Source organism: Pseudomonas sp. Nvir (assembly GCF_963778085.1).
GTDB lineage: Bacteria > Pseudomonadota > Gammaproteobacteria > Pseudomonadales > Pseudomonadaceae > Aquipseudomonas > Aquipseudomonas juntendi.
The window spans coordinates 4,160,575-4,185,568 of sequence record NZ_OY970405.1 but is presented as its reverse complement, the minus strand read 5'-3'; the positions used below and the strand labels follow the sequence as shown (position 1 = coordinate 4,185,568).

Genomic DNA, 24,994 nt, shown 5'->3' with positions numbered 1-24,994 from the left:
GTGAGACGTAAATTCCTGCTGCTGCTGGAAATGGGTCTGATCCTCGCCGGTCTGGCGCTAGGCTGGTCGGCCTGGAAAATCAACTCGGTTCTGGAGCAGCCACTGCATGTCACGCAGGAACGCCTGCTCGACGTGCCCAATGGCACCACCCCCAACCGCATGTTCTACCGCATGCAAACCGAAGGGCTGCTTGACGACGCCGTCTGGTTGCGCCTGTACTGGCGCTTCAACATGGCCGGTACCCCGTTGCACACCGGCGAATATCGCCTCACCCCTGGCATGACCGTCGAGCAGCTGTTCGACGCCTGGCGCCGGGGCGACGTAGTTCAATACAACCTGACCCTGGTCGAGGGCTGGACCTTCCGCCAGCTGCGCGCGGCCGTGGCCAAGCATGAAAAGCTCAAGCACACCCTGGATGGCCTGTCGGACGCCGAGGTCATGGACAAACTCGGCCATACCGGTGTGTTCCCTGAGGGCAGGTTCTTCCCCGATACCTACCGCTTCGTGCGCGGCATGAGCGACGTCGAATTGCTGCAGCAGGCCTACATGCGTCTGGAAGAAGTGCTGGCCAAGGAATGGGCCGAGCGCGCCACCGACCTGCCGTACCGCGATCCCTACCAGGCGCTGATCATGGCTTCGCTGGTGGAGAAGGAAACCGGCATCCCCCAAGAGCGCGGTCAGATCGCCGGGGTGTTCGTGCGGCGTTTGCGCCTGGGCATGATGCTGCAGACCGATCCGACGGTTATCTACGGGATGGGTGAGCGCTATAACGGCAAGATCACCCGTGCCGACCTGCGTGAGCCTACGCCCTACAATACCTACACCATCACTGGCCTGCCGCCCACGCCGATTGCCATGGTCGGCCGCGAGGCGATTCACGCGGCGCTTAACCCGGCCGATGGCACCAGCCTGTACTTCGTCGCCCGTGGCGACGGCAGCCATGTGTTCTCCGACGACCTCAACGATCACAACTCGGCGGTGCGGGAGTTTCAGCTCAAGCGGCGGGCAGACTATCGCTCCAGCCCCGCGCCGCAGCAGCCGGCAAAGCCGGGCGCCGATGACGCTGCGCCAGCCGCCGGCGAAGAGCAGCCGGTACCCGATGAGCCGGCTGCGCAGCCGGCGCCGGCCGCTCCCGCCGGTGATGCCCAGGCGGCCGAGCCGGCAACGCCTGACGAACAACATTAAGGACTGCCTGTGAGCGGCTTGTTTATTACTTTGGAAGGCCCCGAAGGCGCGGGCAAAAGCACCAACCGCGACTACCTGGCGGCGCGCTTGCGCGAGCATGGCCTGGATGTGGTGCTGACCCGTGAGCCTGGTGGCACGCCGCTGGCCGAGAAGGTGCGTGAGCTGCTACTGGCCCCCAGCGATGAACCCATGGCCGCCGACACCGAACTGCTGCTGGTGTTCGCTGCCCGCGCCCAGCACCTGGCCCAGGTGATCCGCCCGGCGCTGGCCCGTGGCGCTGTGGTGTTGTGCGACCGGTTTACCGATGCCACATATGCCTACCAGGGCGGCGGCCGCGGCCTGTCGGTCGAGCGTATCGCCACCCTGGAGCAATTCGTCCAGGGCGACCTTCGCCCGCAGCTGACCCTGGTGTTCGACCTGCCGGTCGAAGTCGGTTTGGCCCGTGCCGCTGCGCGCGGCCGCCTCGACCGCTTCGAGCAGGAAGGCCAGGCGTTTTTCCAGGCTGTGCGCCAGGCCTACCTGCAGCGCGCCCAGCGCGAACCGCAGCGTTACAGCCTGCTGGATGCCGCACAGCCGCTCCCGGCCGTGCAGCGTGCTATCGATGCGCTGTTGCCGGCCATCGTGGAGCGTTGCCGTGGCTGAGGCCTACCCATGGCAGCAGGCGCTCTGGCAGCAATTGGCCGGGCGCAGTCAGCATGCCCATGCCTACCTGCTGCACGGGCCGCAGGGCATTGGCAAGCGGGCCATGGCCGAGCGCCTGATGGCCCGCCTGTTGTGCCAGCAGCCGCAAGGCCTCGATGCCTGCGGCACCTGCAAGTCCTGCCTGCTGCTGAAGGCCGGTAGCCACCCTGACAACTACATCCTTGAGCCCGAAGAGGCCGATAAGCCGATCAAGGTCGACCAGGTCCGTGAGCTGGTGGCCTTCGTGGTGCAGACGGCGCAGCTGGGTGGGCGCAAGGTGGTGTTGATCGAGCCGGTCGAAGCCATGAACGTCAATGCTTCCAACGCACTGTTGAAAAGCCTTGAGGAGCCTTCCGGCGACACCGTGTTGCTGCTGGTCACGCACCAGCCCAGCCGGCTGCTGCCGACCATCAAGAGCCGTTGTCAGCAGGTAGCCTGCCCCCAGCCAAACCTGGCCCAGAGCCAGGCCTGGTTGGCCGCGGCGTTGCCTGATATGGACGAGGCCGAGCGCGACGAATTGCTGAGTTTGGCCGCCGGCTCGCCGCTGATGGCGATCAGCCTGCAGGCGCAGGGTGTGCGCGAGCAGCGTGCGCTGGTTACTGACGGGGTGAAGAAGTTGCTCAAGCAACAGCAATCGCCCAGCCAGCTGGCCGAAGCCTGGAAGGCTGTGCCGATGTTGAGGGTATTCGACTGGTTCTGCGATTGGGCGCACCTCATTCTGCGCTACCAGTTGACCCAGGACGAGGAGGGGTTAGGCTTGGCCGATATGCGCAAGGTGGTGCAGTACCTGGCGCAGAAAAGCCGCCAGGCCAAGGTGCTGGAGGTGCAGGCGTGGATCCTCGAACAGCGCCAGAAGGTGCTGGGTAAGGCCAACCTCAATCAAACCCTGTTGCTCGAATCGCTGCTGGCTCATTGGCTGCAACTGCCGGGCGCCCGCTGATTTCCCATTTTCCATGTGTGCCGCTATCCCATGCTCGTAGACTCCCATTGCCACCTTGACCGTCTTGACCTCAGTGCCCATCAGGGCTCGCTCGATGCTGCGCTGCAGGCGGCGCGTGATCGCGGGGTGGGGCATTTCCTGTGCATCGGCGTCAGTGCCGAAAACGCCGGCGCGGTAAAGGCGTTGAGCGAGCAGTACGCGGATGTCGACTGCTCGGTCGGTGTACACCCGCTGGACCTGGCGCCGGGCGAAACCCCGGCGCTGGAATGGCTACTGCGCGAACTGGCCCACCCGCATGTGGTGGCCATTGGCGAAACCGGGCTGGATTACCACTACGAGCCGGAAGCCGCTGAATTGCAGCAGGCCTCGTTCCGCCTGCACCTGGAGGCTTCGCGGCAGACCGGCAAGCCAGTGATCGTGCATACCCGGGCGGCGCGTGCCGATACCCTGGCACTGCTGCGCGAGGCCAATCTGCCGCAGGCTGGCGTGCTGCACTGCTTTACCGAAGACTGGGACATGGCCAAGGCGGCGCTGGACCTGGGCTATTACATATCGCTGTCTGGCATCGTTACCTTCCGCAATGCCGATGCCCTGCGGGAAGTGGCGCGGCAAGTGCCGGTCGACCGCTTGTTGGTGGAAACCGATTCGCCGTACCTGGCGCCGATTCCGTATCGCGGCAAGCCGAACTTGCCGCAATATGTGCGGGAAGTGGCGGAGTATGTGGCTTCGCTGCGCGGGGCCAGTTATGGGCAATTGGCTGAGCAGACAACGGCTAACTTCAAGCGGTTGTTTCCGTTAGCGCGGGTGGGTTGATTCATTGGAGTTGAAGGTTGTGTGAGGGCCATGAGGTGCCTGCCACAACAAATTCAGCGCCTGTGAGCTCGAGCACCTTCGCCCCTCATACCATCCCCAAAACCCCACCTCCAACGCATATCCCCCGCAAACACGCAAAAAAAACCCGGGTTCTGGGGGAGGAATCCGGGTTAAGACCATTAGGAGTAAAACAAAGGTACGCGGTCCCTGAGCACCTTTATCGGCGCGCCGCTAGGGGGGATGCGCCGCGCCAACACTTCTAGTATTGGCCAGGTTTGGCGGCCTGCCAGTGGCTATTGGTCGTTTTTTAAACAGATTTGGAATACGCCCGCGTCTGGTTCCTCCCGCAGCGTATGGTCGAGAGCATCCTGAAACACAGCCATGCTCGGAAGATCCGTGCAATTTCCCGCAAGTTAGGCATAATAAACCGCTTCGATTGTCATCCAGTCCTTCCCATGCAGAAAGAACCTCGTAAGGTCCGTGAGTTTCGCCGTCGCGAACAGGAAATCCTCGATACCGCGCTCAAGCTGTTTCTCGAGCAAGGTGAAGACAGCGTAACCGTCGAGATGATCGCCGACGCCGTGGGCATCGGCAAAGGCACGATCTACAAGCACTTCAAGTCCAAGGCCGAGATCTACCTGCGCCTGATGCTCGACTACGAGCGCGACCTGAACGGGTTGCTGCACTCGGCCGACGTCGACCGTGACAAAGAGGCCCTGTCGCGTGCCTATTTCGAATTCCGCATGCGTGACCCTCAGCGTTACCGGCTGTTCGACCGCCTGGAAGAGAAGGTGGTCAAGGGCAACCAGGTGCCGGAAATGGTCGAACAGTTGCACAGCATCCGTGCCTCCAACTTCGACCGCCTCACCCAGCTGATCAAGGGCCGCATCAGCGAAGGCAAGCTCGAAGACGTGCCTCCTTACTACCATTACTGCGCCGCCTGGGCACTGGTGCATGGCGCTGTTGCGCTGTACCACTCACCGTTCTGGAGCAATGTGCTGGAAGATCAGGAAGGCTTCTTCCAGTTCCTGATGGACATCGGCGTGCGCATGGGCAACAAGCGCAAGCGCGACCCGGAACCGTCCCACTGAGCTACGCCCCACCGGCTATGTGTACAGGGCTTGCAAAAACCTGATTTATGAGTCAGCTTTTGCCGGCCCCTTTACCCATGCCGGAGTCATCCATGATCGTCGATCGTCAAGGCAGGCGGTTTCGCAACCTGCGTGTCAGCCTGACGGCTGCCTGCAATTACGCCTGTACCTATTGCGTGCCCGACGGCAAGCGCCTGGTGGCGGCGCAGGATGAGCTTTCGGCAGACGCACTGGCGCGTGGCGTGGCCTACCTGATTGAAGCAGCCGGCATCGAGCGCTTGCGTATCACCGGTGGTGAACCGCTGGTCAGTCCGCGCCTGGAGGCCTTTCTCGCCGCGGTGGCCAAACTCGGCCTCGAGGATATTTCGCTGACCACCAATGGTCAGCTGCTGGGCCGTAAGTTGCCGCAATTGCAGGCAGCCGGAATTCGCCGGCTGAATGTTTCGCTCGACACCCTGGACCCGTTGGCGTTTCGCCAGATCGCCCGCGGCGGCGACCTGGCCACGGTGCTGGCGGCGATGGAGCGGGCCCGCGCCATGGGCATGCAGATCAAAGTGAACATGGTGCCGATGCGCGGGCAAAACCTCGACCAGGTGCTGCCGTTGCTGGATTACTGCATGGCGCGTGGCTTTGAGTTGCGTTTCATCGAACTGATGCGCATGGGCCACCTGGCGCGTGATCACTCTGCTTTCCTGCGGCAATTTGTCAGCCTCGATGACCTGCTCACGCTGATCGGCGGTCAGCACGCCTTCGCCCGTGTCGCTGCGCCGGTGGACGCCACCGCCATGCGCTATCAGATCCCCGGCAAGGGGCACTTCGGCGTCATCGCCAATGAGAGCGTGCCGTTCTGCCGGACGTGCTCGCGGCTGCGGCTGTCATCCACAGGTTGGCTGCATGGCTGTCTGTCGTCGGGTAATCGTCATTTCGTTGGCGACCTTCTGGAAAAGCCACGCCACCAAGCCTTGCCCGCGCTGCAACGGTTACTGGTCAAGGCCTTGGCGGACAAACAGGCATTGGCGTTTTCCGGCGGCGTGACGGTGATGAAGGTAATCGGCGGCTGAAGCTGGCGCAAAAGCTGCATCCGCCGGCTATTCGCCGGTTTTTCGTCGCCGGTCACTGGAGGAAAGATGCGTAGCCTGGTCTTGCTGCTGGCGCTGATGGCGTTGGGCGGTTGCATGAATGTCAGCGATATGGGCGAGGGCGTCCGCTATCACATGAGCGACGCAGGGCTGCTGGACCATAGCGAAACCCGGCGCACGCTGTCGATTCGCCTGCAGCCCGACTCGTTCATCTTCATAGGGCAGGGCGCATTCGTGCCGCCTGGCAAGGGCCCGGTACCCCGGCAGAATGCAGTGGCCGAGCAGGCGTTCACGAGTTTCGTCGAGTATTTCCCGCTGGTGCGCCGCGCCCAAGGCCCGCTGGGCCTGGAAGAGGCCATTGCGCAGGCCCGTTCGGTCGGTGCCGACTATGTGCTGTATACCCGCTTCGCCCGCACCGACGACCGCATCGGCAATGGTGACGAGTGGTACGACGAGCAAGCCGTCGACCGCCTGGGCTGGGACAGCGGCGTGGTGCAGATGATGCTGATCGAAACCAATACCCGTTACCTGATCGATACCGCTCGCATCAAGAGCCGTGGCGGTTTGTTGACGTTCCACGACAAAACCCCCGAGGATTTGCTTGCCGCACCGATGCGCGAGTACGCTCGTAGCCTTCTGGGCATGAGTGAGTGAGGCGAGTGTGATGAGCGACACCGGTAAGGCCAACGACCTGCTGGCGCAGATCCCCAAGGCCAAGGGCCTGCCACCGGTCCACCTGTGGAACCCCGATTTCTGCGGTGACATCGACATGCGTATCGCCCGCGATGGCACCTGGTATTACCTGGGCACGCCCATCGGCCGCAAACCGATGGTGCGGCTGTTCTCGACCATCCTGCGCCGCGATGGTGACGATTACTTCCTGATTACCCCGGTGGAAAAGGTGGGCATCCAGGTAGACGATGCGCCGTTCGTGGCAGTGGCGCTGGAGGTTCAAGGGCAGGGCGAGCAGCAGGTGCTGCGCTTTACCAGCAATGTCGAGGATCAGGTCGAGGCCGGCCCGGCGAATCCGCTACGGGTAGTCACCGATCCGGTGACGCAAGAGCCGTCGCCGTACGTGCTGATGCGCAGCAACCTCGAGGCATTGATACACCGCAATGTGTTCTACCAGATGGTGGAGTTGGCGGTACCGCGCGAGATCGACGGTGAGCAATGGCTGGGCGTTTGGAGCGGTGGCGAGTTCTACCCGATTGGGCGCAGCAGCTGATTGCATCGTGCGTGCGTCGCCGGCTTCGCAGCAAACGAAAAAGCCCCCGGCTGCTTTGACAGCCGGGGGCTTTTTCAATGTTTGGCTCCGCGACCTGGACTCGAACCAGGGACCCAATGATTAACAGTCATTTGCTCTACCGACTGAGCTATCGCGGAATCTGCGCACATCATACCGATCGCCAGGGGGAAGTCAAGCCACCCCCTGCCAAATCAAGCAGTTACAGCACTTGCACGATCGCCTTGGTGACGACATGGATGTTGCTCTGGTTCAGCGCAGCCACAGCGATGCGGCCAGTGTCCAGCGCGTAGATGCCAAAGTCGTTCTTCAACCGGGCGACCTGCTCTACGCTCAGGCCCGAATAGGAGAACATGCCGACCTGGCGACCGACGAAGCTGAAATCGCGGTTGGCACCGTATTCGGCCAACAGCGCGACCATCTGCTTGCGCATGCCGTGGATGCGTTCGCGCATTTCGGCCAGTTCGGTTTCCCACATCTGGCGCAGCTCGGCGCTGTTCAGCACGGTAGCGACGATGGTTGCGCCGTGGGTGGGCGGGTTGGAATAGGTGGTGCGGATCACGCGCTTGACCTGCGACAGCACGCGGGTGCTTTCGTCTTTGGAGGCGGTAACCACCGACAGCGCACCCACGCGCTCGCCGTACAGCGAGAACGACTTGGAGAATGAGCTGGATACGAAGAACTCCAGCCCCGACTCGGCGAACAGGCGGACCGCGAAGGCGTCTTCGGCAATGCCGTCGCCAAAGCCTTGGTAAGCCATGTCGAGGAACGGCACGTGGCCTTTGGCCTTGACCACTTCCAGCACGTTTTTCCAGTCGTCCAGGCTCAGGTCGACGCCCGTCGGGTTGTGGCAGCAGGCGTGCAGCACCACGATCGAGCCGGAGGGCAGGGCGTTGAGGTCTTCGAGCATGCCGGCACGGTTGACGTCGTTGCTCGGGGCGTCGTAGTAGCGGTAGGTCTGCACCGGGAAACCGGCCGACTCGAACAGGGCGCGGTGGTTTTCCCAGCTCGGGTCGCTGATGGCCACCACGGCGTTTGGGGAAATCCGCTTGAGGAAGTCGGCACCGATTTTCAGTGCGCCAGTACCACCGACAGCCTGCACGGTGACCACGCGGCCGGCGGCCAGCAGTGGCGATTCGGCACCGAACAGCAGCTTTTGCACGGCCTGGTCGTAGGTGGCGATACCATCGATCGGCAGGTAGCCGCGCGAGGCATGCTGGGCTGCACGCTGGGTCTCGGCTTCGATCACGGCGCGCAGCAGCGGAATGCGGCCTTCCTCATTGCAGTACACGCCAACACCCAGGTTGACCTTGTCGGTACGTGGGTCGGCATTGAATGCTTCGTTGAGGCCCAGGATAGGGTCGCGGGGTGCCAGCTCGACAGCGGAAAACAGGCTCATTGTTACTTCGGCTCTGATTGGAGAGTGATAGGGCGTACACGCTCCAGCCGAATGCACTGAAGCGGTGCACAAACGGGGAGTCAGTATAGTGATACCGACCGGTGACCGCGACACTCTGGCGCGGCTTTTCCGGGTATTTGCGCAAATATTTTTTGACCATCGGTCTGATTGCCCGGTCAACCGTAATACCTGGTTGTGGCTGTGCCTTGAAAGCCGCCCCTTGCGGGCGCATTTGGGTATAGACTACTGGCTAAATTTACAGTTGCTGCAGCACCGCGAGGTCCGTCATGTCCGAGTTCCAGCTCGTTACCCGTTTCCAGCCTGCCGGCGACCAGCCCGAGGCGATCCGCCAGATGGTCGAGGGCATCGAGGCCGGGCTGTCGCACCAGACGCTGCTGGGGGTGACCGGTTCGGGCAAGACGTTCAGCATTGCCAACGTGATTCAGCAGGTTCAGCGCCCGACCCTGGTGCTGGCGCCGAACAAGACCCTGGCCGCGCAGCTGTACGGTGAGTTCAAGGCGTTTTTCCCCAATAACGCGGTGGAGTACTTCGTCTCCTACTACGACTATTACCAGCCGGAAGCCTATGTACCGTCGTCGGACACCTTCATCGAGAAGGATGCATCGATCAACGACCATATCGAGCAGATGCGTCTCTCGGCGACCAAGGCGCTGCTGGAGCGCCGCGATGCGATCATCGTCACCACCGTGTCGTGCATCTACGGCCTGGGCAGCCCCGAGACCTACCTGAAAATGGTCCTGCACGTGGACCGCGGCGACAAGCTCGACCAGCGCGCGCTGCTGCGCCGCCTGGCCGACCTGCAGTACACCCGCAACGAGATGGACTTTGCCCGCGCCACCTTCCGTGTAAGGGGGGATGTGATCGACATTTTCCCCGCAGAATCGGACCTGGAGGCCATCCGCGTCGAGCTGTTCGACGACGAGGTGGAGAACATCGCGGCGTTCGACCCGCTGACCGGCGAGGTCTTCCGCAAGCTGCCGCGGTTCACCTTCTACCCCAAAAGCCACTACGTCACCCCGCGGGAAACCCTGCTGGACGCCGTGGAGGGCATCAAGGCGGAGCTCAACGACCGCCTGGAGTACCTGCACAAGGCCAACAAGCTGGTCGAAGCCCAGCGCCTGGAGCAGCGCACCCGGTTCGACCTGGAGATGATCCTGGAGCTGGGCTACTGCAATGGCATCGAAAACTACTCGCGTTACTTGTCTGGCCGCCCGGCGGGTGCACCGCCGCCAACGCTGTACGACTACCTGCCGCCCGATGCGCTGCTGGTGATCGACGAATCCCACGTCAGCGTGCCGCAGGTGGGGGCCATGTACAAAGGCGACCGTTCGCGCAAGGAAACCCTGGTCGAGTATGGCTTCCGCCTGCCGTCGGCACTGGACAACCGGCCCATGCGCTTCGATGAATGGGAGAGTGTCAGCCCACAGACCATCTTCGTTTCCGCCACCCCGGGGCCTTATGAGGCCGAGCATGCCGGGCGGGTGGTGGAGCAGGTGGTGCGCCCCACCGGGCTGGTCGACCCGCAGGTCGAAATTCGCCCGGCGCTGACCCAGGTCGACGACCTGCTGTCGGAGATCCGCAAGCGGGTGGCTGCCGGCGAACGGGTGCTGGCCACCACCTTGACCAAGCGCATGGCAGAAGACCTCAGCGACTACCTGGCCGATCACGATGTGCGGGTGCGCTACCTGCACTCGGATATCGACACGGTGGAGCGGGTGGAGATCATCCGTGACTTGCGCCTGGGTACCTTTGACGTGCTGGTAGGGATCAACCTGCTGCGTGAGGGCCTGGACATGCCCGAGGTGTCCCTGGTGGCGATCCTCGATGCCGACAAGGAAGGCTTCCTGCGCTCGGAGCGGTCGCTGATCCAGACCATTGGCCGTGCGGCGCGTAACCTCAATGGCCGGGCCATCCTGTACGCCGACAACATCACCGGCTCGATGCAGCGGGCGATCGATGAAACCGAGCGCCGCCGCGAGAAGCAGATCGCCTTCAACGAAGCCAACGGCATCGTGCCCAAGGGCGTGATCAAGGAGATTACCGACATCATGGAGGGCGCCACCGTCCCGGGTGCGCGCAGCAAGAAGCGCAAGGGCATGGCCAAGGCCGCGGAGGAAAGCGCCCGTTACGAGGCCGAACTGCGCACGCCTGGGGAGATCACCAAGCGTATCAAGCAGTTGGAGGAGAAAATGATGCAGTTCGCCCGCGACCTGGAGTTCGAAGCCGCGGCGCAGTTGCGTGACGAGATCACCAAGCTGCGCGAGCGGTTGATCACCAGCTGAAGGCTGGCGCCGGCCCTGTGGGTGCATCGTAACAAGCTCAATGGGCCTCGCCAGCTTTCAAGCCCTGGGGCAATTTGCGGGTCAGCAGCACCGCCACCATGCTTACCGCCAAACCAATCCCGACGAAGTGGAAGGCGTCGTTGTAAGCCATGATCAGCGCCTGCTGGTGGGTGATCTCGCTCAGCTTGCCCAGCGCCGCGTTGTCACTCCCCAGGCGCTCCGTCAGTTGCGCCAGGCGCTCGGCCACTTGGGGGTTGGTGGGCACCACGGCCTCACGCAGGTAATCGAAATACACCTTGGTGCGTGCGTCCAGCAGTGTAGCCAGCAAGGCAATGCCAATGGCGCCGCCGAGGTTGCGCAGGATATTGAACAGGCTCGACGCAGACCCTGCGTCCTGCGGCTGAATATAGGCGGTGGCGATCAGCGAGATGGTGACCATGATCATCGGCTGGCCCAGTGCGCGAATGATCTGCACATGGTTGAACTGCGGCCCGGCAAAGTCAGGGTTCAGGACCCCCGAGCCGAAACTGGCAGCGCCGAACAGGCAGAAGCCCAGCGCACACAGCACCTTGGGCGATACCACCTTCATCAGCTGCGGCACCAGCGGAATCAGGAACAGCTGCGGAATACCCATCCACATGATCACTTCGCCAATCTGCAGGGCGTTGTAGCCCTGCACCTGGGTCAGGTACAGCGGCAGCAGGTAGATCGAGCCGTACAACCCGACCCCCATGCCCAGGCTGGCGATACTCGACAGGCCGAAGTTACGGTTGCCGAGTATGCGCAGGTTGATCAGTGGGTGCGGCCTGGAAAACTGCAGGATGACGAAGGTGATGAGGCTGACCAAGGCGACGCTGCCCAGGGCCACGATCAAGTGCGATTCCAGCCAGTCCTTGCGGTGGCCTTCTTCGAGAAATACCTGCAGGCAGCCCAGGCCCAGGCCGAGTGTGAGGATGCCGGCATAGTCGGTGCTTTTCAGCAGGTCCCAGTGCGCCTCCTTTTTCTCCAACCCGTACAGCAGGCCAGCGATCATCACCAGGCCCGGCGGGATGTTGATGTAGAAGATGTATTCCCAGCCCCAGTTCTCGGTCAGCCAGCCGCCCAGGGTGGGGCCGATCGACGGCGCGAAGGTGGCGGTCATGGCGAACATGGCCATGCCCTTGGCACGGTGGTGCTCCGGCAGTTTGGTCAAGGTCAGGGTGAATGCCAGCGGGATCAGCGCGCCGCCGGTAAAGCCTTGCAGGGCGCGGAACAGGATCATGCTTTCCAGGTTCCAGGCCATCGAGCACAGCAACGAAGACAGCAGGAACCCGGCCGAAACCCACACCGCCAGGCGCCGCGCCGACAGCAGCTGCACCAGCCAGGCCGTCAGCGGGATCATGATGATTTCCGCGACCAGGTACGAGGTGGAAATCCACGAGCCTTCTTCCAGGGTGGCCGACAGCGCGCCCTGGATGTCCTTGAGCGAAGAGTTGGTGATCTGGATGTCCAGCACCGCCATGAAGGCGCCGAGCATCACGCTCATCACGGCGATCCAGTCGCGGCGGCTGGGTTCCGCCGTTGGGCGCAGCAGTTGTTCAGCGGCCATCGTGGCCTTCGTCTTCGTTGCGCAGGTCCACGGTGGCAGTGACCGACATGCCCGGGCGAATACGCCCGTGCAGAGGGTTGTCGGCGCGGAAGGTGAGTTTTACCGGGATGCGCTGGACCACCTTGGTGAAGTTGCCGGTGGCGTTGTCCGGTGGCAGCAGGCTGAATTGCGCACCCGAGGCTGCGAACAGGCTGTCGACCCGGCCTTCGATCGGCGTATCGGGGTAGCTGTCGAACAGCAGTTCGGCGCGCTGGCCTGGCTGCATATGGCCGATCTGGGTCTCCTTGAAGTTGGCCTGCACCCAGATGTCTTCGTCAGGCACGATCGACAGCAAGTAAGCACCGGCCTGCACCACCTGGCCATTACGGGCACTGCGCTGGCCGATGGTGCCGCTGATGGGCGCGCGGATCTCGCAGCGGGTGAGGTTCAACTCGGCCTGGGCCAAGTCGGCGCGGGCATTGGCGATCTGCGCATCGAGGCGCTTGAGCTCGGCATTCAGTGCGCTGACCTGCTGGCGCTGGCTTTGCAGGTCGGCACGGGCCTTGTCCACTTGCGACCCGGCAACATGGCTGTCGGCCGACAGCGTGGTGACCCGTTCTTCCGACACAAACCCTGGCTTGCGCAGCTTCTCGGCGCGGCTCAGGTCCAGCCGCGAGCGGTCGAACGTGGCCTGGTTGGCGGCCACCTGGGCCTGGCCGGCGGCAATCAGGCTGCTTTGCTGGGTAAGGCGGCTTTGCGCCTGGGCGTACTCGGCTTCGCGGGTGGCCAGGGCCGCACGGGCGCGCTCAAGGGCCAGCTCGAAATCAGCCGCCTCCAGGCGCACCAGCAGGTCGCCCTGGTTGACATGCTGGTTGTCTTCGACCGGCACGCTGTCGATGCGCGCGCCCAACTGGCTGGAGACACGGGTGATCTCGCCCTGTACGTAGGCGTTGTCGGTGCTTTCGTAGAAGCGCCCCTTGAAATACCAATGGGCCAGGAAAGCCAGGGCAATGATGGCCACCAGGGTGAAGAATATCGCCAGGCGGCGTTTGAGTTGGGCAGGCATGGGGGATTGTCGTTGCAGAAATGTAAATAAATTTAACAGCGGCAGATGGCCACTCGGCAAGTGACGTTCGCGCCATTGCTGGAGCCCGGTGCCCGCCACCTGCTAACATCCCGCCTTTGTTTCATCTTTCGTTCGAGACTCTCCATGACCACCGTACGCACGCGTATCGCGCCATCGCCTACCGGCGACCCTCATGTTGGCACTGCCTACATCGCCCTGTTCAACTACTGCTTCGCCAAGCAGCACGGCGGTGAGTTCATCCTGCGCATCGAAGACACCGACCAGTTGCGCTCCACGCGCGAGTCGGAGCAGCAGATCTTCGATGCCCTGCGCTGGCTCGGCATCGAATGGAACGAAGGCCCGGACGTTGGCGGCCCGCACGGCCCGTACCGGCAGAGCGAGCGTGGCGAGATCTACGCCCAGTACGCCAAGCAACTGGTCGACGCCGGCCACGCTTTCTACTGCTTCTGCACCGCCGAAGAGCTGGAACAGATGCGTGCCGAACAGCAAGCCCGCGGCGAAACCCCGCGCTATGACGGCCGTGCCTTGCTGCTGAGCGACGAGGAAGTGCAGCGCCGCCTGGCCGCTGGCGAACCGCACGTGATCCGCATGAAGGTGCCCAGCGAAGGCGTGTGCGTGGTGCCGGACATGCTGCGTGGCGATGTCGAAATCCCGTGGGATCGCATGGACATGCAGGTGCTGATGAAGAACGACGGCCTGCCCACGTACTTCCTGGCCAACGTGGTGGACGACCACCTGATGGGCATTACCCACGTGCTGCGCGGCGAAGAATGGCTGCCATCGGCACCCAAGCTGATCAAACTGTACGAGTATTTCGGCTGGGAGCAGCCCAAGCTGTGCTACATGCCGCTGCTGCGTAACCCCGACAAGTCCAAGTTGTCCAAGCGCAAGAACCCGACTTCGGTCACCTTCTACGAGCGCATGGGCTTCATGCCCGAAGCCATGCTCAACTACCTGGGCCGCATGGGCTGGTCGATGCCGGACGAGCGCGAGAAGTTCTCGCTGGCCGAGATGGTCGAGCACTTCGACCTGTCGCGCATCTCGCTGGGCGGCCCGATCTTCGATATCGAGAAGCTGTCCTGGCTCAACGGCCAGTGGTTGCGCGAGCTGCCGGTCGAGGAGTTCGCGGCGCGCCTGCAGAAGTGGGCGTTCAACAGCGATTACATGATGAAGATCGCCCCGCATGTGCAGGGCCGGGTGGAAACTTTCAGTCAGGTCGCCCCGCTGGGCGGTTTCTTCTTCGAAGGCGCGTTGAAGCTGGACGCCAAACTGTTCGAAAGCAAGAAGTTGTCGGCCGACCAGGTGCGCCAGGTCATCCAGCTGATCCTGTGGAAGCTCGAAAGCCTGCGCCAGTGGGAAAAAGAGCGTATCACCGGCTGTATCCAGGCTGTGGTCGAGGCGCTGGAGCTGAAACTGCGCGATGCCATGCCGCTGATGTTCGCGGCCATCACCGGCCAGGCCAGCTCGGTGTCGGTGCTGGACGCCATGGAAATCCTTGGCCCGGACCTGACCCGCTACCGCCTGCGCCAGGCCCTGGACCTGCTGGGTGGTGTGTCGAAGAAGGAAAACAAAGAGTGGGAAAAGCTGCTGGCTTCCATCGCCTGATTCAGTATTACACCTAACCTGTGGGAGCGGGCGCGCCCGCGAATGCGGTGTTTGATCTACGATCGCATTCGCGGGCACGCCCGCTCCCACAGGCCCAGCTGAAGCCAAAAAACCGGGGCAGGGCGGTAAGTGATTGTTATCTGTGAAAAAATTTTTGATTATTTTTGAAAATTCGTTTGACAGCCCTGCAATCCGATCTTAATATGCGCCCCGTCCACAGCGATGAACGTAAACGAAGCGCCAGGCACCCAGCCAGCGGTTCGGTTCAAAGCGACATTGTGGGGCTATAGCTCAGCTGGGAGAGCGCCTGCATGGCATGCAGGAGGTCAGCGGTTCGATCCCGCTTAGCTCCACCAAATTCCGCTTAACAGCCCAGGCTGGTAAGCAAGACCGGGTCCAGCAACCGGGTCTTGAAGGTAAGAAGGTTCGTCCCCTTCGTCTAGTGGCCTAGGACACCGCCCTTTCACGGCGGTAACAGGGGTTCGAGTCCCCTAGGGGACGCCAGTTTTGCACAAGCGATGTTGTAGATGTCGCTGGGCCGCGAGGCTAAAAATCCGGGGCTATAGCTCAGCTGGGAGAGCGCCTGCATGGCATGCAGGAGGTCAGCGGTTCGATCCCGCTTAGCTCCACCAATTCTGCCAGGGTTCACGCGAGTGAATCTTTGCGAAGGTTACGTCCCCTTCGTCTAGTGGCCTAGGACACCGCCCTTTCACGGCGGTAACAGGGGTTCGAGTCCCCTAGGGGACGCCACTTTTCCTGCGTTTTGCAGGGCTTAAAAAGGCTCGTCGATTATTGATGAGCCTTTTGTTTCGGGGCTATAGCTCAGCTGGGAGAGCGCCTGCATGGCATGCAGGAGGTCAGCGGTTCGATCCCGCTTAGCTCCACCATTTATGCCAGGGTTCATGCAAATGAATCTTTGCGAAGGTTATGTCCCCTTCGTCTAGTGGCCTAGGACACCGCCCTTTCACGGCGGTAACAGGGGTTCGAGTCCCCTAGGGGACGCCAATTTTTTTACCCGCGTTTTGCGGGACTTTGAAGGCTCATTCGATTATTGAATGAGCCTTTTGTTTTTCCCCTTCCCCCGTTTTCCCTGTCATACCTGCTCTGGACTAGGGCCATGGCTTTTGCCTGGCTAACGCATTCTGCAGGCTGCGCAGGGTGCATTGACTCTGGAGCATGGCGATGTCGCTGGACATTGACCCGCTCGCCGCTGCTAAATCGGCTTTTGCGCCAAGGAAGCGAACATGAGTTGGGACCTGCCAACACCCTTCGTCATCGACCTGCGCGTCGGCAGCGAGGACATCGATGGCCTCGGCCACGCCAACAATGCCGTCTACGTCACCTGGCTGGAGCGCTGTGCCTGGCGTCACTCCCAGCGCCTGGGCCTGGACCTTGCCGCGTATCGCCGGCTGGACCGTGCAATGGCTGTGGTGCGCCACGAAATCGATTACCTGGCGGCCGCCTACGAAGACGACGAATTGCAACTGGCCACCTGGATCATCGACTGGGATCAGCGCCTGCGCATGACCCGGCGTTTCCAACTCCAACGCCCGCGTGACGGTGTGACCCTGCTGCGAGCGCGGACCACCTTCGCCTGCATCGAGCTTTCCAGCGGCAAGCCCAGGCGCATGCCGGCAGAATTTCTCGACGGTTACGGGCCGGCGCTGATCGGTGCCTGAAACGCCGGGTTTTTTTGTTAGACTGCCGCCTTTTTCCGCCGAGACCCCGACATGCAAATTGCTCTGGCCCCCATGGAGGGGCTGGTCGACAACATCCTGCGCGACGTGCTGACCCGTGTGGGCGGCATAGACTGGTGCGTCACCGAGTTCATTCGGGTGTGCGACCGCCTGTTGCCGCCGGCTTCGTTCCACAAGCTGGCGCCCGAGCTGCGCCAGGGGGCGCTGACGGCTGCCGGGGTGCCCATGCGCGTGCAACTGCTGGGGTCGGACCCGCTATGCCTGGCGGAAAACGCCGCACTGGCCTGTGAACTGGGCGCGCCGGTCATCGACCTGAACTTTGGCTGCCCGGCCAAGACAGTGAACAAGTCCCGCGGTGGCGCCGTGCTGCTCAAGGAGCCGGAGTTGCTCAATACCATCGTGCATGCCGTGCGCCGCGCGGTGCCTGCGCATATCCCGGTAACCGCGAAGATGCGCCTGGGCTTCGATAGCCCGGCCGGCGCGCTGGATTGTGCCATGGCGCTGGCTGACGGTGGCTCGGCGCACCTCGTGGTGCATGCGCGGACCAAGGTCGAGGGCTACAAGCCACCCGCCCATTGGGAGTGGGTGGCGCGGGTGCAGGATGTGGTCAAGGTGCCCGTGTTTGCCAATGGCGAGATCTGGACCGTGGACGACTGGCGGCGTTGCCGTGAGGTCAGTGGTGCCGAGGACATCATGCTTGGCCGTGGGCTGGTTTCGCGCCCTGACCTTGGCCTGCAGATAGCCGCGGCGCGGGATGGGCGTGATTACCAGCCGCTGGGCTGGCAGGACCTGCAGCCGCTGCTGCGCGAGTTCTGGCGCCAGGCCCAGGCCAAGCTGTCACCGCGTTATGCGCCCGGCCGACTGAAGCAGTGGCTGGCCATGCTGACCCGTAGCTACCCGGAGGCGGTGCTGCTGTTTGCCGAGTTGCGCCGCGAGGATGATTGTGCGCGGATCAGCCGGTTGCTGGGCTGTGAGGCGGTGGCCGAGGCCTGTGTTGCCTGATCGGCCATCGCCCGTTCAACCTCTGCAGATTTTTTCAATTTACCCCCTTGAAAGCCTTTGTCTCGTCCCTATCTCTTGAGTACGCGATGCCGAATTCGGGTCGCGCAATGATTTACTTGCTGATACTCAGGAGTTTATGACCATGACTACCGCTTTCTCTCTTGCTCCACTGTTCCGTCATTCCGTTGGCTTCGACCGCTTCAATGACCTGTTCGAATCCGCGGCCCGTAATGAGGCTGGTAGCAGCTACCCGCCCTACAACGTGGAAAAGCATGGCGATGACCAATATCGTATCGTGGTTGCCGCAGCCGGTTTCCAGGAGCAGGACCTCGACCTGCAGGTCGAAAAGGGTGTCCTGACCGTTATCGGTGGCAAGCGTGACAATGGCGATGCTGAAGTGACCTACCTGCACCAGGGTATCGCGCAGCGCGCCTTCAAGCTGTCGTTCCGCTTGGCCGACCACATTGAAGTCAAGGCTGCCGGCCTGGCCAATGGTCTGCTCAGCATCGACCTGCTGCGCATCGTGCCTGAAGAAGCCAAGGCCAAGCGCATCCCGATCAACGGCGACAAGCCAGCGCTGAATTGATGGGATCGTTGTAAACAAGGGCATCTATGGGTTAATGCCTGCGTTACTGGGGCTGCTTTGCAGCCCTTCGCGGGCACGCCCGCTCCCACAGGTCTAGCGCTGAACTCAAGATGTGGGAGCGGGCGTGCCCGCGAAGGGTCGCAAAGCGGCCCCAAATGACTTAACTGACTGGCATTGACCTACGGGTGCCCTTTTTATGCCTGGCCCTGCGAAAGCGGCCACACCGGGGTTCCAGTCAGTAATCCGCCGGTGCTTCCAGCAGCATCTGCCGGAACTCCGCCAACGGCAACGGCCGGCTATGCAGGTAGCCCTGGTACAGGTAGCACCCCAGCTGCTCGAGAAACTCCAGCTGCTCTGTCAGTTCTACCCCTTCGGCAATCACCGCCAGGTCCAGGCTGCGGGCCATGGCGACGATGGCACGGACGATTTCCGCATCGTTCGGGTCGACCGTCGCATCGCGCACGAAGCTCTGGTCGATCTTCAGTGCATCGACCGGTAAGCGCTTCAGGTACGTCAGCGACGAGTAGCCCGTGCCGAAGTCATCCATGGCGAAACTCACCCCATAGCGCTTGAGCTCGCGCATCTTGCTGATGGTGTCCTCCAGGTTCTGGATGACGATGCCCTCGGTGATTTCCAGCTTCAGCATCTTGCGGGGCAGACGGTAGTCGTCGAGGCTGCGCAATACCCGCCCCACGAAGTCGGCCTGGCGGAACTGCCGCGGGCTGATGTTCACGCACAGGCTGAAGTCGTCGGCGTCGATCAGGCCGTCCGTCAGCATGCGCGCGCAGGCGTCGCAGGCCTCGTCCAGGATCCAGCTCCCCACTTCCAGAATTAGCCCGCTTTCCTCCAGTACCTGGATGAACTGCGCGGGTGGCTGCTGGCCAAGTTGCGGGTGGTGCCAGCGCAGCAGCACCTCGGCACCGACGATGCGGTTGTCACGGGCATCCACCTGCGGTTGGAAGTGCAACGCCAGTTCGCCGCGGGCCAGGGCCAGGCGCAGGTCGTTCTCCATGCGCAGGCGTTCGCTGGCGGCCTTTTGCATGGTGGTGTGAAACAGCTGGGTAGTGTTGCGACCGGAATCCTTGGCCCGGTACAGGGCGATATCGGCACGTTTGAGCAGGTCGGCCGGGGTGGCACCATGGTCGGGGATCAGCGCCACGCCGATGCTTGGCGTGACCTGCAGGCGCTGGCCATCCAGCGACATGGGCTCGGCCAGCAGCTCGCGTAGGGTGTCGGCCAGTTCGCGCACTTGTGCTTCCACCAATTCTCGGCTGCCTTCCAGGCCACTGAGCAGCACCACGAACTCGTCGCCGCCCAGGCGCGCCACGGTGTCTTCCAGGCGCACGCTGGCTTCCAGGCGCGCGGTAATGATCTTCAGCACCGCATCGCCCACCGGGTGGCCCAACGAGTCGTTGATGTGCTTGAAGTGGTCAAGGTCGAGGAACAGCAGCGCGCCGCGCAGGTTGTGGCGCTTGAGCAGGGCGATCTGCTGGCTGAGGCGGTCCATCAGCAGGGCGCGGTTGGGCAGGTTGGTCAGCGGGTCGTGGTAGGCCAGGTGCCGGATCTGCGCCTGGGCGTTCTTCAGCTGGCTGACGTCGCGGGCGGTCAGCAACAGGCAGTCCACTTCATTGAGGGTGATCCGCTCGACCGACACCTCCACGGTCAGGATATCGCCGCGCTTGTTGCGCCCGAGCATCTCGCGGTGATGAACCCGGCCGCGCTCGCGTAGCTCGGCGAGCAAGGCGCCGCGTTGCTTGTCATCGGCCCAGATGCCGATTTCGTACACCGTCTGGCCCACTACTTCCGCAGCGCTATAGCCGGTCAGGCGGCAGAAGCCATCGTTGATTTCCAGGTAACGGCCACTGTTGCATTCGGTGATGGTGATGGCGTCAGGGCTGGAGTGGAAGGCCTTGGCGAACTTTTCCTCGCTGGATTTCAGGGCCGCTTCGGCGCGTTGCTGTTGGGTGATGTCGCGCAGGGTGGTCACGCTGCAGGGCTGGTCGTCGACAGTAATCAGGCGGCTGGAGATCACGCACGTCAGGGGCGCCCCACTGCGGTGGTTGACGACCACGGCGACATTGCTCAGCGCCTGTTCGCGAATTACCCGTTCGATGCGTTGCGCACGCTCGATGGATTCGGCCCACAAGCCGATCTCCTCGGCAGTGCGGCCAAGCACTTGCTCGCTGCTCCAGCCGAAGTTCTGGGTGAAGGCCGGGTTGATCTCGATGAACTGGCCAGTGTCCTGGCGGGTAACGCAGATGGGGTCGGGGCTGACCTGGAACAGGCTGGCGAACTTCTCCTCGGAGGCGCTCAGGCGCTGCTCGCGTTCGACCTGGTCGGTAATGTCGAGCAACGTGCCGGCCATGCGCAGCGGGTTGCCCTGGTCGTCCCGGTAAAGCCGGGCGCGGCTCTCGATGTAGCGCGAAACGCCGTTTTCCAGCTGCACCCGGTAGGTGATCTGGTAGTTGCCGGCAGGGCCTTCGCGCAGGCTTCGGTAGGCCTGGCGCATCGAGTTGCGCTCTTGTTCCGGTACACCCTCGAAGAAGGCGTCGAACGACTCGTGGAAAGGAATCGGCGGCAGGCCGTGCAACTGCGCGGCGCGGGCCGAGCCATAGAGCATGCCGCTGGGGATATGCCAGTCCCAGGTGCCCAGCTGCGCCGAGTCCAGGGCCAGGTCCAGGCGCTCCTGGCTGTCTTTCAGGGCCTGCTCGGCGCGCTTGCGCTCGCTGGTATCGACGAAGGTGCTGATCAGGGAGGTCACGCCTTCCAGTTCGATGCCCTGGGTGCAGAGAATGCCGTCGTGCACCTTGCCGCTGATGGCCCGGAACTGGACCTCCATGATCTGCGGGTCGCCGTTGGCACGGGTCGATTCGATCACCTGCTGACGCTGCTCGGGGTTGACCCACAGGCCCAGCTCCAGGCTGGTCTTGCCGATGACCTGGCTGCCAGGCCAGCCGAACATGTCTTCGAAATGCTGGTTGACCTCGAAGATCATGCCGTCGTGGCGGCGGGAGAGCAAAATGGCGTTGGGGCTGAGGTGGAACAGCGTGGCGAAGCGCTTCTCCGAGTTGATCAATGCCGCTTCCCGCTCGCGCTGGCGGGTGATTTCACGCACCACCCCGATCATCTGTGGCCGGCCATGCTGGTCGTGGGTCAGGCTGCCGTTGATCTCCAGCCAGTGCAGGCTGCCGTCCGGCCAGCGGATGCGGTGGCGCATGGCGCGCTCCACCGGCTCGCCGTTGAAAATCGCCTGGAACACCTGGCGGGTACGGGCGCGGTCCTCTTCGGGCAGCAGGTCGAGGTAGTCGGCATCGGCGGGCAGCGGGCGCTGGGGGTCGAAGCCGAACAGCGCCTGGGTGCCGCGTGACCAGCTGACCCGGCCGCTTTCGATATCCCATAGCCAGGCACCCAGGCGAGCGCCGTTGAGCGCGGCCAGCAGTTGTGGGGCGTTCTGCCAGGCCTGCTCGGATTCCTGCGGGTCGGCCGCAGGTATTCGCGGCAGGCGCAAAAAGCGGTTCACTGTTTTGGGCATCGGTACCAGACCTTTGGCGTAAGACGCGTCCTTGGAGTTGGAAATGCCGGGCTGACGGCCGGTCAGGCGGACCCCGCGTGGCTGTCGAGCAACGCCATGAACGCCCTGGCCGCGTTCGACAGCGTACGCTCCGTGTGCAAAATGTAGCCTAGCTGGCGCGACAGCTGTATGCCGGGCAAGGCGATGGGTGCAACCTGTTCATCGAGCATGGTGCGCGGCAGCACGCTCCAGGCCAGGCCGATCGATACCATCATCTTGATGGTTTCCAGGTAGTTGGTGCTCATGGCGATGTTCGGCGTCAGGCCCTGGCTTTCGAACAGGCGCTGGACGATATGGTGGGTAAACGTGTTGCCACCGGGGAACACCGCCGGGTGGCGGGCGACATCGGCCAGGCTCACTGCCTGGTTGTTGGCCAGCGGGTGCTCGGGCGCCGCGACGAAATCCAGGGCGTCGTCCCATACTGGTACCGCCTTGACCAGGTGGTGCGGTTCGGGCGCCAGGGTGATCACGGCAATTTCGGCGCGGCCATGCAGAATCTCGTCGTAGGCCTGTTCTGAATCCATGAACTGAATATCCAGTGCTACCGCTGGGTATTCGCGGGTGAACGCCCGTAAAAGCGGGGGCAGGCGGTGCAGACCGATATGGTGGCTGGTGGCCAGGGTCAGCCGACCACTCACTGCCCCGTTCAGGTTGGTCAGCGCCCGTCGGGTATCATCAAGGACGTTGAGGATCTGGTAAGCGCGGGGCAGCAGTGCCCGCCCGGCCTCGGTCAACGTCACTTCGCGCCCCAAACGGTCGAACAGGCGTACGTCCAGCTGCTGCTCCAGGCCCGCGATGCGCTTGCTGATGGCGGGCTGGGTCAGGAACAGGCGCTCCGCTGCCCCGGAAAAGCTGCCGCTTTCCGCAATGGCGATAAAGGCACTAAGGTTGGCCAGGTCCATGGTTTGGTATTCCTTTTGGCTATCCAAAGCATAAAAATTATGAATTTGAGTTATTCAATCTAACCCCATAGCATCGTCCATACAAGCCAAGGGGTTTTTGGCACAGAAAGACGCTGATGAGGAACAGTCTGATGGCTGGCAAAACGCTCTACGACAAACTCTGGGAAGCCCATGAGGTCAAGCGCCGTGATGACGGCTCGTCCCTGATCTACATCGATCGCCACATCATCCACGAAGTGACATCGCCCCAGGCCTTCGAAGGCCTGCGCCTGGCCAACCGCAAACCGTGGCGCATCGACGCCAACATCGCGACGCCGGATCACAACGTGCCAACCACGCCAGAGCGCAAGGGCGGCATCGAGGCCATCGTCGACCAGGTGTCGCGCCTGCAGGTGCAGACCCTCGACGAGAACTGCGACGAATACGGCATCGTCGAATTCAAGATGAACGACGAGCGCCAGGGCATCGTCCACGTCATCAGCCCGGAGCAAGGCGCCACCTTGCCGGGCATGACCGTGGTCTGCGGCGACTCGCACACCTCGACCCACGGCGCGTTCGGGGCCCTTGCCCACGGTATCGGCACCTCCGAGGTCGAGCACGTGCTCGCCACCCAGTGCCTGGTCGCCAAGAAAATGAAGAACATGCTGGTCCGGGTGGAAGGCGAGCTGCCGGCCGGCGTCACCGCCAAGGACATCGTCCTGGCCGTGATCGGCAAGATCGGCACCGCCGGTGGCAACGGCCACGCCATGGAATTCGCCGGCAGCGCCATTCGTGCGCTGTCGATGGAAGGCCGCATGACCATCTGCAACATGTCCATCGAAGCCGGTGCCCGCGTGGGCCTGGTGGCCACCGACGCCACTACCGTTGCCTACGTCGAAGGGCGCCCCTACGCGCCGAAGGGCGAGCAGTGGAAGCAGGCGGTCGAGGCGTGGAAAGACCTGGTGTCGGATGACGATGCGGTGTTCGACACCGTGGTCGAGCTGGATGCCAGCCAGATCAAGCCGCAGGTCAGCTGGGGCACTTCGCCCGAGATGGTCCTGGCCGTCGACCAGCGCGTACCGGACCCGGCCGCCGAAGCCGACCTGGTCAAGCGTGGCTCGATCGAGCGTGCCTTGAAGTACATGGGGCTGACGGCCAACCAGGCCATCACCGACATCAAGCTGGACCGCGTATTCATCGGCTCGTGCACCAACTCGCGCATCGAAGACCTGCGCGCGGCGGCGGAAATCGCCAAGGGCCGCAAGGTGGCCGCCAGCGTCAAGCAAGCCATCGTCGTGCCGGGTTCGGGCCTGGTCAAAGCGCAGGCCGAACGTGAAGGCCTGGACAAGATCTTCCTCGAAGCCGGTTTCGAATGGCGTGAACCAGGCTGCTCGATGTGCCTGGCGATGAACCCGGACCGCCTGGAGAGCGGCGAGCATTGCGCGTCCACCTCCAACCGCAACTTCGAAGGCCGTCAGGGTGCCGGTGGGCGTACCCACCTGGTCAGCCCGGCCATGGCCGCCGCTGCCGCGGTAGCCGGTCATTTCATCGATGTTCGCGAGTTGATCCAAGGGAGCGCAGCATGAAAGCCTTTACCCAGCACACTGGCCTCGTCGCGCCGTTGGACCGTGCCAACGTCGACACCGACCAGATCATCCCCAAGCAGTTCCTCAAGTCGATCAAGCGCACCGGCTTTGGTCCGAACCTGTTCGACGAGTGGCGTTACCTGGACGTGGGCCAGCCTTACCAGGACAACAGCAAGCGCCCGGTCAACCAGGAGTTCGTGCTCAACTACCCACGCTACCAGGGTGCCAGTGTGTTGCTGGCGCGGGAAAACTTCGGTTGCGGCTCCAGCCGCGAGCACGCCCCCTGGGCGCTGGACGAGTATGGCTTCCGCAGCATCATTGCGCCGAGCTTCGCTGACATCTTCTTCAACAACAGCTTCAAGAACGGCTTGCTGCCAATCATCCTCAGCGATGAGGAAGTGGACGAGTTGTTCAAGCAGGTGGAAGCCAACCCGGGCTACCAGCTGACCATCGACTTGCAGGCCCAGGCGGTGACCCGCCCAGACGGCAAGGTGCTGCACTTCGAGATCGATGCCTTCCGCAAGCACTGCCTGCTCAACGGCCTGGACGATATCGGCCTGACCCTGCAGGACAGCGATGCGATCAAGGCCTTCGAGGGCAAGCACCGTGCTGCGCAGCCTTGGCTGTTCCGGGATGCCTGAATGATGTAGCCGGGTTCGCTGGCCTCATCGCCGGCAA

General features: G+C 62.9%; 20 protein-coding genes and 7 tRNA genes. 21 read left to right on the top strand and 6 right to left on the bottom strand.

Going from position 1 to position 24,994, the window contains the following annotated elements; translation table 11 throughout:
- The 8 genes from mltG (at position 1) to AACG97_RS20125 (ending at position 7,014) form a co-directional block, all read left to right on the top strand.
- Positions 1-1,185 (top strand): endolytic transglycosylase MltG, encoded by a 1,185-nt coding sequence (gene mltG / locus AACG97_RS20160; protein ID WP_047149967.1) that lies wholly within the window; start codon positions 1-3, stop codon positions 1,183-1,185.
- 9 nt (positions 1,186-1,194) lie between these two features.
- The gene (tmk, locus tag AACG97_RS20155) at positions 1,195-1,827 is read left to right on the top strand and encodes a dTMP kinase (protein ID WP_009685060.1); all 633 of its coding nucleotides are present in this window, start codon (positions 1,195-1,197) and stop codon (positions 1,825-1,827) included.
- The gene (locus tag AACG97_RS20150; protein WP_029887100.1) at positions 1,820-2,806 is read left to right on the top strand and encodes a DNA polymerase III subunit delta'; all 987 of its coding nucleotides are present in this window, start codon (positions 1,820-1,822) and stop codon (positions 2,804-2,806) included. Before tmk ends, AACG97_RS20150 begins: the two co-directional genes overlap by 8 nt.
- A gap of 30 nt (positions 2,807-2,836) precedes the next feature.
- Positions 2,837-3,619 carry a TatD family hydrolase gene (locus AACG97_RS20145; protein WP_009685057.1) on the top strand — a complete coding sequence of 261 codons (783 nt, stop codon included), beginning with the start codon at positions 2,837-2,839 and terminating at the stop codon, positions 3,617-3,619.
- 455 nt (positions 3,620-4,074) lie between these two features.
- Positions 4,075-4,710: a TetR/AcrR family transcriptional regulator gene (locus tag AACG97_RS20140; RefSeq protein ID WP_144188990.1), complete on the top strand. Its 636-nt coding sequence runs from the start codon at positions 4,075-4,077 to the stop codon at positions 4,708-4,710.
- Between the two features lie 92 nt (positions 4,711-4,802).
- Complete coding sequence (locus tag AACG97_RS20135; RefSeq protein WP_054913556.1) at positions 4,803-5,771, top strand: GTP 3',8-cyclase MoaA; 969 nt, start codon at positions 4,803-4,805, stop codon at positions 5,769-5,771.
- A 66-nt stretch (positions 5,772-5,837) separates the two neighbouring features.
- Positions 5,838-6,443, top strand: a complete 606-nt coding sequence (locus AACG97_RS20130; RefSeq protein ID WP_225786004.1) for a DUF4823 domain-containing protein — start codon at positions 5,838-5,840, stop codon at positions 6,441-6,443.
- A 10-nt stretch (positions 6,444-6,453) separates the two neighbouring features.
- Positions 6,454-7,014, top strand: coding sequence for a DUF1285 domain-containing protein (locus AACG97_RS20125; RefSeq protein ID WP_115294523.1), 561 nt, complete (start codon positions 6,454-6,456; stop codon positions 7,012-7,014).
- A gap of 82 nt (positions 7,015-7,096) precedes the next feature.
- On the opposite strand, the gene AACG97_RS20120 is transcribed toward AACG97_RS20125, so the two are convergent.
- Together AACG97_RS20120 and AACG97_RS20115 are read right to left on the bottom strand one after the other, a co-directional pair.
- Positions 7,097-7,172, bottom strand: a tRNA-Asn gene (locus AACG97_RS20120).
- A gap of 62 nt (positions 7,173-7,234) precedes the next feature.
- On the bottom strand, positions 7,235-8,431 hold the full coding sequence (locus AACG97_RS20115) for an amino acid aminotransferase (protein WP_029887102.1): 1,197 nt from the start codon (positions 8,429-8,431) through the stop codon (positions 7,235-7,237).
- Between the two features lie 287 nt (positions 8,432-8,718).
- Here AACG97_RS20115 and uvrB point away from each other — a divergent pair, with 287 nt between their 5' ends.
- The gene (uvrB, locus tag AACG97_RS20110; RefSeq protein WP_197886034.1) at positions 8,719-10,734 is read left to right on the top strand and encodes an excinuclease ABC subunit UvrB; all 2,016 of its coding nucleotides are present in this window, start codon (positions 8,719-8,721) and stop codon (positions 10,732-10,734) included.
- A gap of 37 nt (positions 10,735-10,771) precedes the next feature.
- On the opposite strand, the gene AACG97_RS20105 is transcribed toward uvrB, so the two are convergent.
- Together AACG97_RS20105 and AACG97_RS20100 are read right to left on the bottom strand one after the other, a co-directional pair.
- Complete coding sequence (locus AACG97_RS20105) at positions 10,772-12,262, bottom strand: MDR family MFS transporter (protein WP_172828417.1); 1,491 nt, start codon at positions 12,260-12,262, stop codon at positions 10,772-10,774.
- A 49-nt stretch (positions 12,263-12,311) separates the two neighbouring features.
- Positions 12,312-13,367, bottom strand: coding sequence for an HlyD family secretion protein (locus AACG97_RS20100; RefSeq protein WP_009685049.1), 1,056 nt, complete (start codon positions 13,365-13,367; stop codon positions 12,312-12,314).
- Between the two features lie 144 nt (positions 13,368-13,511).
- Between AACG97_RS20100 and gltX the strand changes: the two genes are divergently transcribed.
- The 10 genes from gltX (at position 13,512) to AACG97_RS20050 (ending at position 18,278) form a co-directional block, all read left to right on the top strand.
- Entirely contained in the window at positions 13,512-14,993 is a 1,482-nt protein-coding gene (gene gltX / locus AACG97_RS20095) for a glutamate--tRNA ligase (RefSeq protein ID WP_029887104.1), read from the top strand.
- A 280-nt stretch (positions 14,994-15,273) separates the two neighbouring features.
- A tRNA-Ala gene (locus tag AACG97_RS20090) sits at positions 15,274-15,349 on the top strand.
- A gap of 72 nt (positions 15,350-15,421) precedes the next feature.
- Positions 15,422-15,497, top strand: a tRNA-Glu gene (locus tag AACG97_RS20085).
- 52 nt (positions 15,498-15,549) lie between these two features.
- A tRNA-Ala gene (locus tag AACG97_RS20080) sits at positions 15,550-15,625 on the top strand.
- A 42-nt stretch (positions 15,626-15,667) separates the two neighbouring features.
- Positions 15,668-15,743, top strand: a tRNA-Glu gene (locus tag AACG97_RS20075).
- 61 nt (positions 15,744-15,804) lie between these two features.
- Positions 15,805-15,880: transfer RNA gene (locus tag AACG97_RS20070), tRNA-Ala, on the top strand.
- A 42-nt stretch (positions 15,881-15,922) separates the two neighbouring features.
- Positions 15,923-15,998 (top strand) — tRNA-Glu (locus AACG97_RS20065).
- Positions 15,999-16,237: 239 nt separating this feature from the next.
- Positions 16,238-16,672 carry an acyl-CoA thioesterase gene (locus tag AACG97_RS20060; protein WP_197886035.1) on the top strand — a complete coding sequence of 145 codons (435 nt, stop codon included), beginning with the start codon at positions 16,238-16,240 and terminating at the stop codon, positions 16,670-16,672.
- Between the two features lie 51 nt (positions 16,673-16,723).
- Positions 16,724-17,692, top strand: a complete 969-nt coding sequence (locus AACG97_RS20055; RefSeq protein WP_197886036.1) for a tRNA dihydrouridine synthase — start codon at positions 16,724-16,726, stop codon at positions 17,690-17,692.
- A gap of 142 nt (positions 17,693-17,834) precedes the next feature.
- On the top strand, positions 17,835-18,278 hold the full coding sequence (locus tag AACG97_RS20050; RefSeq protein ID WP_009685045.1) for an Hsp20 family protein: 444 nt from the start codon (positions 17,835-17,837) through the stop codon (positions 18,276-18,278).
- A gap of 235 nt (positions 18,279-18,513) precedes the next feature.
- Here AACG97_RS20050 and AACG97_RS20045 read toward each other — a convergent pair whose 3' ends face one another.
- Positions 18,514-21,810, bottom strand: a complete 3,297-nt coding sequence (locus tag AACG97_RS20045) for a sensor domain-containing protein (protein ID WP_225786005.1) — start codon at positions 21,808-21,810, stop codon at positions 18,514-18,516.
- A gap of 62 nt (positions 21,811-21,872) precedes the next feature.
- Complete coding sequence (locus AACG97_RS20040; protein WP_125855449.1) at positions 21,873-22,751, bottom strand: LysR family transcriptional regulator; 879 nt, start codon at positions 22,749-22,751, stop codon at positions 21,873-21,875.
- Positions 22,752-22,882: 131 nt separating this feature from the next.
- Between AACG97_RS20040 and leuC the strand changes: the two genes are divergently transcribed.
- Positions 22,883-24,316, top strand: coding sequence for a 3-isopropylmalate dehydratase large subunit (gene leuC, locus AACG97_RS20035; RefSeq protein ID WP_009681665.1), 1,434 nt, complete (start codon positions 22,883-22,885; stop codon positions 24,314-24,316).
- Entirely contained in the window at positions 24,313-24,957 is a 645-nt protein-coding gene (gene leuD, locus AACG97_RS20030) for a 3-isopropylmalate dehydratase small subunit (protein WP_009681664.1), read from the top strand. The genes leuC and leuD overlap by 4 nt, the downstream gene beginning before the upstream one ends.
- Positions 24,958-24,994: the final 37 nt, after the last annotated feature.

Bases quoted from the DNA above. Each gene is read 5' to 3' on its own strand.
- AACG97_RS20145 (WP_009685057.1), top strand. From the start codon at position 2,837: ATGCTCGTAGACTCCCATTGCCACCTTGACCGTCTTGACCTCAGTGCC.
- AACG97_RS20140 (WP_144188990.1), top strand. From the start codon at position 4,075: ATGCAGAAAGAACCTCGTAAGGTCCGTGAGTTTCGCCGTCGCGAACAG.
- AACG97_RS20135 (WP_054913556.1), top strand. From the start codon at position 4,803: ATGATCGTCGATCGTCAAGGCAGGCGGTTTCGCAACCTGCGTGTCAGC.
- AACG97_RS20130 (WP_225786004.1), top strand. From the start codon at position 5,838: ATGCGTAGCCTGGTCTTGCTGCTGGCGCTGATGGCGTTGGGCGGTTGC.
- AACG97_RS20125 (WP_115294523.1), top strand. From the start codon at position 6,454: ATGAGCGACACCGGTAAGGCCAACGACCTGCTGGCGCAGATCCCCAAG.
- AACG97_RS20115 (WP_029887102.1), bottom strand. From the start codon at position 8,431: ATGAGCCTGTTTTCCGCTGTCGAGCTGGCACCCCGCGACCCTATCCTG.
- uvrB (WP_197886034.1), top strand. From the start codon at position 8,719: ATGTCCGAGTTCCAGCTCGTTACCCGTTTCCAGCCTGCCGGCGACCAG.
- AACG97_RS20100 (WP_009685049.1), bottom strand. From the start codon at position 13,367: ATGCCTGCCCAACTCAAACGCCGCCTGGCGATATTCTTCACCCTGGTG.
- gltX (WP_029887104.1), top strand. From the start codon at position 13,512: ATGACCACCGTACGCACGCGTATCGCGCCATCGCCTACCGGCGACCCT.
- AACG97_RS20060 (WP_197886035.1), top strand. From the start codon at position 16,238: ATGAGTTGGGACCTGCCAACACCCTTCGTCATCGACCTGCGCGTCGGC.
- AACG97_RS20055 (WP_197886036.1), top strand. From the start codon at position 16,724: ATGCAAATTGCTCTGGCCCCCATGGAGGGGCTGGTCGACAACATCCTG.
- AACG97_RS20050 (WP_009685045.1), top strand. From the start codon at position 17,835: ATGACTACCGCTTTCTCTCTTGCTCCACTGTTCCGTCATTCCGTTGGC.
- AACG97_RS20045 (WP_225786005.1), bottom strand. From the start codon at position 21,810: ATGCCCAAAACAGTGAACCGCTTTTTGCGCCTGCCGCGAATACCTGCG.
- AACG97_RS20040 (WP_125855449.1), bottom strand. From the start codon at position 22,751: ATGGACCTGGCCAACCTTAGTGCCTTTATCGCCATTGCGGAAAGCGGC.
- leuC (WP_009681665.1), top strand. From the start codon at position 22,883: ATGGCTGGCAAAACGCTCTACGACAAACTCTGGGAAGCCCATGAGGTC.
- leuD (WP_009681664.1), top strand. From the start codon at position 24,313: ATGAAAGCCTTTACCCAGCACACTGGCCTCGTCGCGCCGTTGGACCGT.